Annotated in this window: 11 protein-coding genes; 2 read left to right on the plus strand and 9 right to left on the minus strand. The window is 68.7% G+C overall.

Annotation, left to right across the window (positions count from 1 at the left end; genetic code table 11):
• Positions 1 to 176 precede the first annotated feature (176 nt).
• The 5 genes from trpD to ACFXG1_RS32075 all read right to left on the minus strand — a co-directional run bounded on the left by trpD (position 177) and on the right by ACFXG1_RS32075 (position 5,708).
• Positions 177 to 1,244: an anthranilate phosphoribosyltransferase gene (gene trpD / locus ACFXG1_RS32055; protein WP_384711968.1), complete on the minus strand. Its 1,068-nt coding sequence runs from the start codon at positions 1,242 to 1,244 to the stop codon at positions 177 to 179.
• A gap of 122 nt (positions 1,245 to 1,366) precedes the next feature.
• Positions 1,367 to 3,058, minus strand: a complete 1,692-nt coding sequence (locus ACFXG1_RS32060) for a cytochrome bc complex cytochrome b subunit (protein WP_384711971.1) — start codon at positions 3,056 to 3,058, stop codon at positions 1,367 to 1,369.
• Positions 3,055 to 4,137, minus strand: a complete 1,083-nt coding sequence (locus ACFXG1_RS32065) for a Rieske 2Fe-2S domain-containing protein (RefSeq protein WP_384711974.1) — start codon at positions 4,135 to 4,137, stop codon at positions 3,055 to 3,057. The genes ACFXG1_RS32060 and ACFXG1_RS32065 overlap by 4 nt, the downstream gene beginning before the upstream one ends.
• Positions 4,134 to 4,943 (minus strand): c-type cytochrome, encoded by an 810-nt coding sequence (locus ACFXG1_RS32070; protein ID WP_384711977.1) that lies wholly within the window; start codon positions 4,941 to 4,943, stop codon positions 4,134 to 4,136. Before ACFXG1_RS32070 ends, ACFXG1_RS32065 begins: the two co-directional genes overlap by 4 nt.
• A 147-nt stretch (positions 4,944 to 5,090) precedes the next feature.
• Entirely contained in the window at positions 5,091 to 5,708 is a 618-nt protein-coding gene (locus tag ACFXG1_RS32075) for a heme-copper oxidase subunit III (protein WP_384711980.1), read from the minus strand.
• A gap of 182 nt (positions 5,709 to 5,890) precedes the next feature.
• Here ACFXG1_RS32075 and ACFXG1_RS32080 point away from each other — a divergent pair, with 182 nt between their 5' ends.
• Positions 5,891 to 6,292 (plus strand): hypothetical protein, encoded by a 402-nt coding sequence (locus ACFXG1_RS32080; protein ID WP_384711983.1) that lies wholly within the window; start codon positions 5,891 to 5,893, stop codon positions 6,290 to 6,292.
• A 180-nt stretch (positions 6,293 to 6,472) separates the two neighbouring features.
• On the opposite strand, the gene ACFXG1_RS32085 is transcribed toward ACFXG1_RS32080, so the two are convergent.
• The 4 genes from ACFXG1_RS32085 to coxB form a co-directional block, all read right to left on the minus strand.
• Positions 6,473 to 7,723 carry an Ig-like domain-containing protein gene (locus tag ACFXG1_RS32085; RefSeq protein ID WP_384711986.1) on the minus strand — a complete coding sequence of 417 codons (1,251 nt, stop codon included), beginning with the start codon at positions 7,721 to 7,723 and terminating at the stop codon, positions 6,473 to 6,475.
• A gap of 138 nt (positions 7,724 to 7,861) precedes the next feature.
• A complete protein-coding gene (locus tag ACFXG1_RS32090) occupies positions 7,862 to 8,260 on the minus strand; it encodes a cytochrome c oxidase subunit 4 (RefSeq protein WP_384711989.1) in 399 nt (132 codons plus the stop codon).
• Entirely contained in the window at positions 8,257 to 9,984 is a 1,728-nt protein-coding gene (ctaD, locus tag ACFXG1_RS32095) for a cytochrome c oxidase subunit I (protein ID WP_384711992.1), read from the minus strand. Before ctaD ends, ACFXG1_RS32090 begins: the two co-directional genes overlap by 4 nt.
• Positions 9,981 to 10,943, minus strand: a complete 963-nt coding sequence (gene coxB / locus ACFXG1_RS32100) for a cytochrome c oxidase subunit II (RefSeq protein ID WP_384711996.1) — start codon at positions 10,941 to 10,943, stop codon at positions 9,981 to 9,983. Before coxB ends, ctaD begins: the two co-directional genes overlap by 4 nt.
• A 370-nt stretch (positions 10,944 to 11,313) precedes the next feature.
• On the opposite strand from coxB, the gene ACFXG1_RS32105 reads away from it, so the two are divergent.
• Complete coding sequence (locus ACFXG1_RS32105; RefSeq protein ID WP_384711999.1) at positions 11,314 to 12,720, plus strand: cysteine desulfurase/sulfurtransferase TusA family protein; 1,407 nt, start codon at positions 11,314 to 11,316, stop codon at positions 12,718 to 12,720.
• Positions 12,721 to 12,997 lie beyond the last annotated feature (277 nt).

A 12,997-nucleotide genomic window follows, 5' to 3' on the forward strand; every position in this document is an offset into this window, starting at 1 on the left:
CCCCTAAAAGCCTCCACCTCCCGCAGGACGGTACGTCGGGTATCCAGGGGCGCGGGGAACTGCGCGACAAGCCACCCACCGGGCCGCGGACGGGAAACGACCCCGCCGGGGAGCGCGAGTCCTCGGAAGGGCGTCGCGCTCCGAGGGGACTCCGGGGGGGAACGCCCCCCGGAACGCTAGGCGCGCGTTGTGGCGCGGATCCAGCGGGTGAGGGTGCCGGAGGCCGCGCCCGAGTCGACGGATTCGGCCGCGCGCGCGAGACCCGCGGAGATCCGGTCCGTGAGCGGCGCGTCCGTCGGGGAGAGCGCCGCCAGCGCGGCCGCCGCGTTGAGGAGGACCGCGTCCCGTACCGGGCCCCGCTCCCCCGCCAGCACCCGGTGGGCGACCTCCGCGTTGTACGACGCGTCCGCGCCTCTCAACGCCTCGACGGGGACCAGGTCGATCCCCACGTCACGGGGGTCGAACGCCTCCTCGCGGACCGTGCCGTCCCGGACGATCCACACCCGGGACGTCGCCGTGGTCGTCAGCTCGTCCAGACCGTCGTCGCCCCGGAAGACCAGCGCCGACGAGCCGCGCTCGGCCAGGACCCCGGCCATGATCGGGGCCATCCGGGCGTCGGCGACACCGGTGGCCTGGGCCCGGACGCGGGCCGGGTTCGTCAGCGGGCCCAGGAAGTTGAACGTGGTGCGGATGCCGAGTTCCTTGCGCGCCGCCGCCACGTACCGCAGCGCCGGATGGAACTTGACGGCAAAGCAGAACGTGATGCCCGCTTCCTCGGCGACCTCGGCGACCCGCCGCGGGGTCAGCTCCAGATTGACGCCCAGCTTCTCCAGGACGTCGGACGCCCCGGACGCGCTGGAGGCGGCGCGGTTGCCGTGTTTGACGACCTTCGCCCCGGTCCCGGCGACCACGATCGACGCCATGGTGGAGATATTGACGGTCTTCGCGCCGTCGCCGCCCGTACCGACGATGTCGACGCTGGGGCCGGGTACCTCGATCAGATTGGCGTGCTCGTACATGGTCCGGACGAGGCCGGAGATCTCCGCCACCGTCTCGCCCTTGGCCCGCAGCGCCACCGCGAACCCGGCGATCTGGGCGTCGGTCGCCTCGCCGCTGAGGATCCGGTCCATCGCCCACGCCGTGGCGTCCGCGCTCTGGTCGTGGTTGCCGAGCAGGGAGTCGATGACGGCCGGCCAGGAGTGGGCCGCCACGCTGTCGCCGCCAACCGGGGTCACAACGTTCATGGTCCGCTCCTGGGGTCCATCGCGAGTAAGAGGTGCACGCCCCACCCTATCCAGCGCGGGGCACGGCAAAGAGCCCCGTCCGGGCAGTGGACGGGGCTCTTGCCGTGGCGACGCTTCAGCGGTCAGTGCTTGCCGCTGGTGACCTCCTCGTGCTCACCGTGGCCATGGCCGTGACCATGGGCGGCGGCGATCTCCTCGTACTCTTCCCGCGTGGCCTTGGGGATCTGGTTCCCCTCGCCGTAGTAGCCCTTGCTGAGCTTCGCGCGGAACTTCTGGACGAGGGAGACCTTCCGGCGCACGCCGTTCTCGTCGACCTCGGGGCCGAGCTCGATCGGCTCGTGCTGGGTGTGCGCGGTGAGGGTGTGCAGGTCCGCCTGGCTGATCGGCTCGTGCACCTCGATGAACTCACCGTGCGGCAGCCGCTTGATGATGCCGGTCTCGCGACCGTGCAGCACCTTGTCGCGGTCGCGGCGCTGGAGACCCAGGCAGATGCGCTTGGTGATGATGAACGCCAGGACCGGTCCGACGAAGAAGAAGATCCGGACGAACCAGGTGATCGCGTTGATCGACATGTGGAAGTGGGTGGCGAACAGGTCGTTGCCGCCGCCCAGCAACATGATGAAGTACGCGACCAGCCATGCCACACCGAAGGCGGTACGGGTCGGGGCGTTGCGCGGGCGGTCCAGGATGTGGTGCTCGCGCTTGTCGCCGGTGACCCAGGACTCGATGAACGGGTAGACCGCGATCGCGCCCAGTACCAGCGGGAAGATGACCAGCGGGATGAACACGCCCAGGGCCAGGGTATGGCCCCACGCGTTGATCTCCCAGCCGGGCATCACCCGGATGAGTCCTTCGGCGAAGCCCATGTACCAGTCGGGTTGCGCGCCCGTCGACACTTGGTCGACCCGGTAGGGACCGACCGTCCAGACCGGGTTGAGCGTCGCGATCGCCGCGACCACCGAGATCACACCGAAGACCAGGAAGAAGAAGCCTCCGGCCTTGGCCATGTAGACCGGCAGCAGCGGCATGCCGACGACGTTCTTGTTGGTCCGGCCGGGACCCGCGTACTGCGTGTGCTTGTGGTACACGACGAGGATCAGATGGCCGACCAGCAGCGCCATCATGATGCCGGGCAGCAGCAGGATGTGGATCGAGTAGAACCTGGGCACGAAGTCGTGGCCGGGGAACTCGCCGCCGAAGAGGAACATCGAGATGTACGTACCGACGATCGGCACGGACAGGATCGCGCCCTGCATGAAGCGGACACCGGTACCGGAGATCAGGTCGTCCGGGAGCGAGTAACCGGTGAAACCGGTGAACATGCCCAGGACCAGCAGCAGGAAGCCGAACAGCCAGTTGACCTCGCGCGGCTTGCGGAACGCGCCGGTGAAGAAGACGCGCATCATGTGGACCATCATCGCGGCGACGAAGATCAGCGCGGCCCAGTGGTGGATCTGGCGGATCAGCAGACCGCCGCGGACGTCGAAGCTGATGTCCATGGTCGAGGCGAACGCCTCGGACACCTTCACGCCCTGGAGGGGGACGTAGCTGCCCTCGTAGACGATCTCGGTCATCGACGGGTTGAAGAACAGCGTCAGATACACACCCGTGAGGATGATGATGACAAAGCTGTAGAGGCAGATCTCGCCGAGCATGAAGGACCAGTGGTCCGGGAAGATCTTCCGCATATTGGCCTTGGCCAGCGAGTAGATCCCCAGCCGGCCGTCGGCCCAGTCGGCGACCCGCTCGCCCGCGGGCGCCGCCTTGCCCGCGGGCTGCGCGGGCTGCTTGTTCTCAGAGGTCGTAGTACTCATCCGCGCTCCCAGAAGGAGGCACCGACGGGCTCTTCGAAGTCGCCGAGCGCCTGGAGGTTCCCCTCGGCGTTCACACCGATCCGCAGCTGCGGAAGCGGGTGACCCGCCGGGCCGAAGATGACCCGGGCGCCGTCGGAGAGGTCGAAGGTGGATTGGTGACACGGGCACAGCACGTGGTGCGTCTGCTGCTCGTAGAGGCTGATCGGGCAGCCGACGTGGGTGCAGACCTTGGAGAAGGCGACGATGCCGTCGTGCGACCAGTCCAGCTCGCGCTTGTCCTTGATGTCCTCCGGCTTGATCCGGACGAGCATCAGGGCGGCCTTGCCCATCTGGATCTGCCAGTCGTGGGCGTGCGGGTCGAGGCCCTCGGGGCTGGCGAAGACCAGCGAGCCGACCGTGATGTCCTCGGGACGCAGCGGCTCATTGGTGTTCATGTTGATGAGCTGCTTGCCCTTGGCCCACAGGGTGGAGCGGAGCTTCTTCTCCGGCAGCGGACCGAGGTCGCGCAGCAGCACCACACCGGAGAGCGGCACCAGGGCCATCGCGCCGAACATGGTGTTGCGGATCAGCTTGCGGCGGCCGAAGCCGGACTCCTCGTTGCCCGCCCGCCAGTCGGCCATGACCTGGGCCTTGACCTCGGGGGACGCCTCGATCGGGTGCCGGTCGTCGGCGACCTCGACATCGGACATCAGGGTACGGGCCCAGTGGACCGCGCCCGCGCCGATGCAGAAGAGGGCGACGCCCAGGGTCAGACCGAGGGAGAAGTTCAGCGCGCTGATGTGACCGAACGGCCAGATGTACACGATCTTGTCGATGGGGAAGATGACGTAGCAGGCGATAAAGCCCACCGTCGCCAGCATCGACAGCGTGAACAGGAAGGCGACGGTGCGCTCGGACCGCTTGGCGGCCCGCTCGTCGATGTCCTGGATGCGCGGTTTGTGGACCGGCATGCCCGGGTCGGCGAACGGGTCGGCGGTGCCGCCCTTGTGCGGGGTCACGGCGGAGCCGCCCCCGGCCGCGGTGTGCGCGGCGCCCTGCTCGTCCGGCAGGTTCTCTTCTGGAATGTCTTGGCTACTCATGACTTCTTGGCCTTAGCGGTGTGGGCCGCGACCCAGACGGCAACTGCGATCAGCGCGCCGAGCCCGAAGACCCAGGCGAAGAGACCCTCACTCACGGGGCCGAGAGCGCCGAGGGAGAAGCCACCGGGGCTCTCCGCCTGGCTGTCGTTCGTCTCCAGGACGTAGGCGATGATCTCCTTCTTCTCCTTCTCGGGCATGACCCCGTCGGGGAAGGAGGGCATGTTCTGCGGGCCGGTCTGCATGGCCTCGTAGATGTGCTTGGCGCTGACGCCCTCGAGGCTCGGGGCGTACTTGCCGTTGGTCAGCGCACCGCCCTTGCCCGCGAAGTTGTGGCACTGGGCACAGTTGTTACGGAACAGGTCGCCGCCCCTGGCGACGTCCGCGCCAGTGGGGCTGTACTGCTTCTCGGTCGGTGTGATCGGGCCGGCGCCGAAGGAGGCGACGAACGCCGCGAGCTGGTCGACCTCGGCCTGGGTGTAGACGGCCGGCTTCTTCGGCACCTGGGCGCCGGGCTGCTGGGCCGGCATCCGGCCGGTGGTGACCTGGAAGTCGACCGCGGCGGAGCCGACACCGACCAGGCTTGGCCCGTCGGTGGTGCCCTCGCCGCCCATTCCGTGGCAGCTCGCGCAACCGACGGTATAGAGCTTCTTGCCCTCCTCGATGGCGAGGGACTGGGCGGTTTCGTCAGCCTGTGCCGTGTCCGCGGGTGCGAACGCGGCGTACAGCCCCCCGGTGGCCGCCAGCGCGAGGAGTAGGACGACGATGGCCGCCAGCGGATGGCGTCGTCGTGCGGAGAGCTTTTTCACGGATTACCCCGGTGTCAGGATTTTCTGCGTCGTGCTTCTGGACTGGTGTCTGTCTGCGTCTGACTGCGTCTGTCTGCGTGATTCGGCGGTCGCCCCGGAGTTCGCCCCGGTGCCGGCCGCCTGGTCAGGCGGTGAGCGCCCGCCCCGTTACTTGATCATGTAGATCGTGAGGAAGAGGCCGATCCAGACGACATCGACGAAGTGCCAGTAGTACGACACGACGATGGCGGCGGTCGCCTGCTCATGGGTGAAGCGCCGGGCCGCGTAGGTACGGCCGAGGACCAGCAGGAAGGCGATGAGCCCGCCGAGGACGTGGAGTCCGTGGAAGCCGGTCGTCAGGTAGAAGACCGAACCGTAGGGGTCCGACTTCAGGGAGAGACCGTGCTGGACCAGCTCGGTGTACTCGTACACCTGGCCGCCGATGAAGATCGCACCCATGACGAAGGTGACGATGAACCACGATCGCAGCTTCTTCACATCACCGCGCTCGGCGGCGAAAACGCCGAGCTGACAGGTGAGTGAGGAGAGCACCAGGATCGTGGTGTTCGTCGCCGAGAAGGGAAAGTTGAGCAGGTCCGCCCGCTCACTCCAGAAGTCGGCACCCGTCACCGATCGCAGAGTGAAGTACATCGCGAAGAGGGCCGCGAAGAACATCAGCTCGGAACTCAGCCAGATGATGGTTCCGACGCTGGTGAGGTTCGGTCGATTGACCGACGGGTGCGCGTGCCCGATATCTACTGTCGTTGCTGTCGCCACGACCGACATTATGTCGGTCGCTTATCCCGCCCTCACTCCGGGGGGTGCCGTTCGGCGCGTCAGTGGCCCCTACCCAGCTCGAACGGCCCATCGCCGGAGCCCGGAACCCGGTGTCGGGCGGCTGTCGGGCCGCAGTTGGACGGAGTAGCATCCGCCCCATCGGTACCAGGGTCCGACGACGCGGAGGAACGATGCAGCCGACCGCCACCGTGCTGGTCTACAGCGACGACGCCAACACCCGTGAACAGGTGCGGCTCGCCGCGGGACGGCGGCCCGCCCCCGACGTCCCCCCGGTCGAGTTCGTGGAGTGCGCCACCCTGCCCGCCGTGCTCTCCCGGCTGGAGGCGGGCGGGATCGACGTCTGTGTGCTGGACGGGGAGACGGTGCCCGCGGGCGGGATGGGCGTCTGCCGCCAGATCAAGGACGAGATCTTCGCCTGCCCGCCGGTGCTGCTGCTGATCGGCAGGCCGCAGGACGCCTGGCTGGCGACGTGGAGCCGGGCCGAGGCCGCGGTGACGCTGCCGGTGGACCCGGTGGAGTTCGCCGAGGCGCTGGCGGCCCTGCTGCGGAGCCGTACCGCGGTGGACGTCTGAGCGGACGGTTCCCTCGTTCGGGGGAACCCCGAGGGCCCTGCGAACGGCCGGAGGCCGTCCGTAGAGGCCCTCATTCCGCTTTTCGGACGCCGGGGGCACCCGGGGGTGCCGCCGTGCCCGTACGGCCCCCTGAGCGCGTTGGGGGGCCGTACGGGGGAACAGGGCCGCGGGCGGACGGGGTCAGAGCCGCGGGCGGAGCCGGGCGGCGTCGGCGGGGCCGCTTCCGTCGGGCTTGGTCTCGGCGCGCAGGGCGCTGCCCTCGCGCCACTCGTCCCACTCCATGTTCCAGTCGCCGTAGCCGTTGCCGAAGACGTCCATGTCCTCGCCGATGCTGTTGATCACCTCGACGAGGTCGCCTTCCTTGAAGGTCTCGTAGAACCAGGCGGCGTTCCTGGTCGACATGCCGGTACAGCCGTGACTGACGTTGGCGTAGCCGTGCGAGCCGAGGGACCAGGGCGCGGCGTGCACGTACTCGCCGCTCCAGGTGACCCGGGTGGCGTAGTACACGGGCAGGTTGTACGCCTCGGAGCCGCCGATGCCGACGCTGGAGCCGCGCATCCGGACGAAGTACTCCTTGCCCAGGACGACCTTGACGCCGTTGCGGGTGGCGAAGCCCGGCTTGCCGGTGGTGATCGGGAGGGTGGTCTCCACCTCGCCGTTGCGGAGCACCGTCATCCAGTGCGACGAGGCGTCCACGATCGCCTCCAGACGGTCGCCGAACTCCATCGTCAGGGGTTCGCCGGGCGGGCCGCCGTAGAGGCCCTTGGCGATCTTCACACCCTGGAGGTTGTTGGTGACCGTGACCTTGCCGCCCGCGGGCCAGTACTCCTTGGGCCGGTAGTGCAGGACGTCGTCGTTGAGCCAGTGCCAGGCGCCTTCGACACCGGGTTTGACGTCCACCTTGAGGCCGCGTTCCACGGCCTTGCGGGACGCCTTGTCGACCGGGCCGCTCAGCTCGGCGATGATCGGCTGGCCGACGCCGTACTCCCCGCTCTCCGGGGCGAACTCGACGGTGAGCTTGTCCTTGGCGGCGGCGGTCGCGAAGGTGAGCGTACGGGCGCCCGGGGAGCCCTCGGCGTTCTCGGTGGCGACCCTGGCGGTGTATCTGGCCCCGGCGGACAGCGAGCCCGTGGAGCGCCAGCGGACCCCGTCGGCGGAGAGCTCGCCCGCCAGGTGGTGCCCGGTGTCATCGGTCACGGAGACGTCCATGATGCGCCCCTCGTCACGCTTGACCGTGACCTCCAGCGGCTTGTCCGGGTCGACCTTGGTACTCCCGTGGGGTGTGTTGAAGGTGACCTGCTTGGCCGCGTCGTAGGGCTTGGTCGTCAGCGGATCGGGGTCGGCCTCGCCACAGGCGATCGCCACCGCCCCGAGGGAGACCAGCAGCAGGGAGCAGCGGAGAGCGGTACGAAACCGGGGCGTGTGGTTCATAGCTCATACCGTAGGAAGATCGCCTCCCGGGGGCGCGCTGGGTACGTACAAAAGGGGAGGGCCCGGGTCCCCCTGGGTGAAAGGGGACCCGGGCCCGGTGTGTGCCGTTGACACGGCCCTACCGATGACTACGGGTGACTACTGGTTCTGGTTCTCGCCCCGGTAGTACTCGAAGACCCAGCCCCAGATGCCGAGGAGGATGACCGGCGCCGAGAAGTACATCAGCCACCAGCCGACCGCCACCGAGAGGAAGGCGAGCGCGCCGCCTGCCGCGAGGAAGAGCGGCTGCCAGCTGTGCGGGGCGAAGAAGCCCAGCTCGCCGGCCTCGTCCGCGACATCGGCCTCCTTGTCGTCCTGGGCCATGGCGTCGACCCGCTTGGCCGTGAAGGCCAGGTAGAAACCGACCATGAGGCTCAGGCCGAAGGCCATGAAGAGCGCGGTGGTTCCGGCCGGCTCCTTCGACCAGACGCCGTAGAGGACGGCGACGGCGAGGATGAAGACGGCCAGCCAGATGAACATCCGTCCCTGGATCTTCACTTGCCGGACTCCTTCCCGGTGGTGAGGGCGGTGTCGGTGTGGTCGAGCTGGTCCAGAGCCGCGATCTCGGGGTGGTGCAGATCGAACGCCGGGGATTCCGAACGGATCCGCGGGAGGGTGAGGAAGTTGTGCCGCGGAGGCGGGCACGACGTCGCCCATTCGAGTGAGCGGCCGTAACCCCACGGGTCGTCGACCTCGACCTTCTTGCCGTACTTGGCGGTCTTCCAGACGTTGTAGAAGAACGGCAGGAGCGACGCGCCGAGGACGAAGGAGGCGATCGTGGAGATGGTGTTCAGGGCCGTGAAGCCGTCGGCCGCCAGATAGTCGGCGTACCGGCGCGGCATGCCCTCGGCACCCAGCCAGTGCTGGACCAGGAAGGTGCCGTGGAAGCCGAGGAACAGCGTCCAGAAGGTGATCTTGCCGAGCCGCTCGTCCAGCATCTTGCCGGTGAACTTGGGCCACCAGAAGTGGAAGCCGGCGAACATCGCGAAGACCACGGTGCCGAAGACGACGTAGTGGAAGTGCGCGACGACGAAGTACGAGTCGGAGACGTGGAAGTCCAGCGGCGGCGAGGCCAGGATGACACCGGTCAGACCACCGAAGGTGAAGGTGATCAGGAAGCCGATCGTCCACAGCATCGGGGTCTCGAAGGAGAGGGACCCCTTCCACATCGTGCCGATCCAGTTGAAGAACTTCACACCGGTCGGTACCGCGATGAGGAACGTCATGAAGGAGAAGAACGGCAGTAGCACGCCGCCGGTGACGTACATGTGGTGCGCCCAGACCGTCACCGAGAGACCGGCGATGGCGATGGTGGCCGCGACCAGACCCATGTAGCCGAACATCGGCTTGCGGGAGAACACCGGAATGATCTCCGAGACGATGCCGAAGAACGGCAGGGCGATGATGTACACCTCTGGATGGCCGAAGAACCAGAAGAGGTGTTGCCAGAGCAGCGCACCGCCGTTCGCGGCGTCGAAGATATGGGCGCCGAATTTACGGTCCGCCTCCAGCGCGAAGAGCGCGGCGGCGAGGACCGGGAAGGCGAGCAGCACCAGTACACCGGTGAGCAGCACGTTCCAGGTGAAGATCGGCATCCGGAACATCGTCATGCCGGGAGCGCGCATGCAGATGATCGTGGTGATGAAGTTGACCGAGCCGAGGATCGTGCCGAAGCCGGAGAGGGCCAGGCCCATGATCCACATATCGGCGCCGACGCCCGGCGAGCGGACCGCGTCCGACAGCGGGGAGTAGGCGAACCAGCCGAAGTCGGCCGCACCCTGCGGGGTGAGGAAGCCGGCCACCGCGATGAGCGACCCGAACAGGTAGAGCCAGTACGCGAACATGTTCAGCCGCGGGAACGCCACATCGGGCGCGCCGATCTGGAGCGGCATGATCCAGTTGGCGAATCCGGCGAACAGCGGCGTCGCGAACATCAGCAGCATGATCGTGCCGTGCATCGTGAACGCCTGGTTGAACTGCTCGTTCGACATGATCTGCGTGCCGGGACGAGCGAGTTCGGCGCGCATGAAGAGCGCCATCACGCCACCGATGACGAAGAACACGAACGACGTGACCAGGTAGAGCGTACCGATGGTCTTGTGGTCGGTGGTGGTCAGCCACTTCACCACCACGTTGCCGGGCTGCTTGCGCCGGACCGGCAGCTCGTTCTCGTACGAGTCGTCGGTCGCGGCGGCACCCTGGGATTCGTTGAGGATGCTCACAGTTGCTTCTTCTCCGCGTTGATGGCCGGCGTGGTCTGCGCGATACCGGCCGGGATGTACCCGGTCTGACCCTTGTCCGCCAGCTCCTTCAGGTACTTCTGGTACTCCGCGGGGGAGACCACCTTGACGTTGAAGAGCATCCGGGAGTGGTCGACGCCGCAGAGCTCGGCGCACTTGCCGAGGAAGGTGCCCTCCTGGGTGGCGGTCACCTCGAACGCGTTGGTGTGGCCGGGGATGACGTCCTGCTTGAAGAGGAACGGCACGACCCAGAAAGAGTGGATGACATCACGCGACGTCAGGATGAAGCGGACCTTCTCGCCCTTGGGGAGGACCAGGGTCGGCCCCGGGTTGCCGGTCTCGGGGTTGCGGGTGCCGGGGATGCCGGCTTCCCAGACGCCGCCCGCGTTCGCGGGGAGGTCCTTCCGCCACTTGTCCGGGATGGCCTCGAGGTTCTTGTCCGTCTTGGCGTCACCCGTCGAGCCGGGGACGTTCTGGATGTAGTTGAAGCCCCAGCTCCACTGGTAGCCGACCACGTTGATCGTGTGCTTCGGCTCCTTCAGGGCGAGGATCTTCGACTCGTCACGCGCGGTGAAGTAGAAGAAGACCGACACGATGATGAGGGGGACGACGGTGTACAGCGCCTCGATGGGGAGGTTGTAGCGGGTCTGCGGAGGGACCTCCACCTTGGTGCGGCTGCGCCGGTGGAAGAACACGCTCCACAGGATCAGTCCCCAGACGAGGACACCCGTGACGAGCGCTGCCGCCCACGAGCCCTGCCAGAGGGAGAGGATGATGGGCGCCTCTTCCGTGACCGGCGTGGGCATGCCCAGCCGGGGGAAGTCTTCCCAGGTGTATTCGCAACCGGTGGCGGTAACCAGGATCAGGCCCGCAGTCAGCACCTGCGGCAGCTTCCGCCGCATCGGGCGCCGCGACGAGCGGTCGGAGCCGTTGGGACTCACGTAGCGCCTTCCCGAGAGTCTCGGCCCGCGCGCGACGGGTGCGGCCGTCTGGTCGGTCGCCGGCCCTGACGCGGGCAGGGGTTTGGATGTTTATGCGGACCAAACCCTACTGGACGCTATTTGGGGTCGCGCGGGGAGGGTGCCCAACGCGCCGTCCGACCCCCTGAAGGGGTGGAATCCCCCCGATTTTTCGCCGGATTTCCACCCCAAACGCCTGGCGTTCGACGCGCGCGGAACCGTTGGCTCCGCCGTAACGGAACCCGAGGGCGAGGGCCGGGAACCCGTCGCGGAGCCCATGGTTCCGCCCGGGTGGGCGGAGGCGTGTCGGGCCACCGCCGGGGCGCGGCGGCGGGGGGCGTACGTTGAGGGCGTGCCCTACTTCGACGCCGCGTCCTCCGCTCCCCTGCACCCCGTGGCCCGGCAGGCGCTGCTGGCCGCCCTCGACGAGGGGTGGGCCGACCCGGCCCGGCTGTACCGGGAGGGGCGGCGGGCCCGGCTGCTGCTGGACGCGGCGCGGGAGGCCGCGGCGGAGGCGGTGGGCTGCCGCCCGGACGAGCTCACTTTCACTCCTTCGGGGACCCGCGCGGTCCATCTCGGGGTGTCGGGGGCGGCGTCGGCCCGGCGGCGGGCGGGGAGCCGGGTGGTGGTCTCGGCGGTCGAGCACTCCTCCGTACTGCACGCGGCGGGCCGGTTCGCCGTGACGGAGGTCCCGGTGGACCGGTCGGGCCGGGTCGAGGGGTCCGTCTTCGCGGCGGCGCTCCGCCCGGACGCTTCCGGCGAGGGCGCGGCCCTGGCGTGTCTGCAGTCCGCCAATCACGAGACCGGTACGGAGCAGCCCGTCGCCGAGGTCGCCGCGGCCTGCCTGGAGGCGGGCGTTCCGCTGCTGGTGGACGCGGCCCAGTCCTTGGCCTGGGGCCCGGTGGACGCGGAGTGGTCCTTGTTGGCGGGGAGCGCGCACAAGTGGGGCGGCCCGGCCGGGGTGGGGCTGCTCGCGGTCCGCAAGGGGGTGCGGTTCGCCTCGCGGGAGCCCGCGGACGAGCGGGAGTCGGGGCGTTCGGCGGGGTTCGAGAACCTGCCGGCGATCGTGGCGGCCGCAGCGTCCCTGCGGGCGGTCCGGGCCGGGGCCGCGGCGGAGGCCGGGCGCCTGCGGGGTCTGGTGGACCGGATCCGTACCCGGGTCCCCGGTCTCGTACCCGATGTGGAGGTGGTCGGCGACCCGGTGCGGCGGCTGCCGCACATCGTCACCTTCTCCTGTCTCTATGTCGACGGGGAGAGCCTGCTGCACGAGCTGGACCGGGCGGGTTTCTCGGTGTCGTCGGGTTCGTCGTGCACCTCGTCCACGCTGACGCCGAGCCATGTGCTGCGGGCGATGGGCGTCCTGAGCGAGGGCAACGTACGGGTGTCCCTGCCGCCGGGTACGGAGTCGGCGGACGTGGACCGCTTCCTGGAGGTCCTGCCGGGTCTGGTCGCCGGGGTCCGGGCCCGGATCGGCGCACCGGTGTCCCCGCCGCCGTCGCCCGGAGGCGGGACCGGGGACACCGGCGGGGCCGTGGTGTCCCCGGTCCTCGACACGCTCGGCAGGCGCTGCCCGATCCCGGTGATCGAGCTGGCCAAACTGCTCCCCCGGGTCCCCGTGGGCACCACCGTGACCGTCCTCTCGGACGACGAGGCGGCCCGTCTGGACATCCCGGCGTGGTGCGAGATGCGGGACCAGGAGTACCTGGGCGAACGCCCGGCGGAGCGGGGCGCGGCGTATCTCGTACGCCGCCTTTCCTAGACCCGGCGAGTGAGCCGAAGGGACGGGTTGCGGCCCCCGATGACTCGGCAGCCTCGCCCCGGAGGGCGAGTGAGCCGAAGGGGCGCGCGGATTTCAGCAGGGAGAGCGCGCGGAGGTCGCGAGGAACGAGTGACCGAGCACGGTCGACCGATGAAAACCGCTGAAGCGCCCCGGAGGCGAACCGAGCCACAGGATTGGGCGAGTGAGCCGAAGGGGCGCGTCGTGGTCTGGAAGGAGAACGCGCGCAGGCCGCGAGGAACGAGCGGTCGAGCACGAT

The organism is Streptomyces sp. NPDC059248, from assembly GCF_042753905.1.
In the GTDB taxonomy this organism is placed as follows: domain Bacteria; phylum Actinomycetota; class Actinomycetes; order Streptomycetales; family Streptomycetaceae; genus Streptomyces.

What these genes read in the sequence shown, in the direction of transcription:
- ACFXG1_RS32060 (WP_384711971.1), bottom strand. Translation starts at nt 3,058, where the DNA reads ATGAGTACTACGACCTCTGAGAACAAGCAGCCCGCGCAGCCCGCGGGC.
- ACFXG1_RS32075 (WP_384711980.1), bottom strand. Translation starts at nt 5,708, where the DNA reads ATGTCGGTCGTGGCGACAGCAACGACAGTAGATATCGGGCACGCGCAC.
- ACFXG1_RS32080 (WP_384711983.1), top strand. Translation starts at nt 5,891, where the DNA reads ATGCAGCCGACCGCCACCGTGCTGGTCTACAGCGACGACGCCAACACC.
- ACFXG1_RS32065 (WP_384711974.1), bottom strand. Translation starts at nt 4,137, where the DNA reads ATGAGTAGCCAAGACATTCCAGAAGAGAACCTGCCGGACGAGCAGGGC.
- trpD (WP_384711968.1), bottom strand. Translation starts at nt 1,244, where the DNA reads ATGAACGTTGTGACCCCGGTTGGCGGCGACAGCGTGGCGGCCCACTCC.
- ACFXG1_RS32085 (WP_384711986.1), bottom strand. Translation starts at nt 7,723, where the DNA reads ATGAACCACACGCCCCGGTTTCGTACCGCTCTCCGCTGCTCCCTGCTG.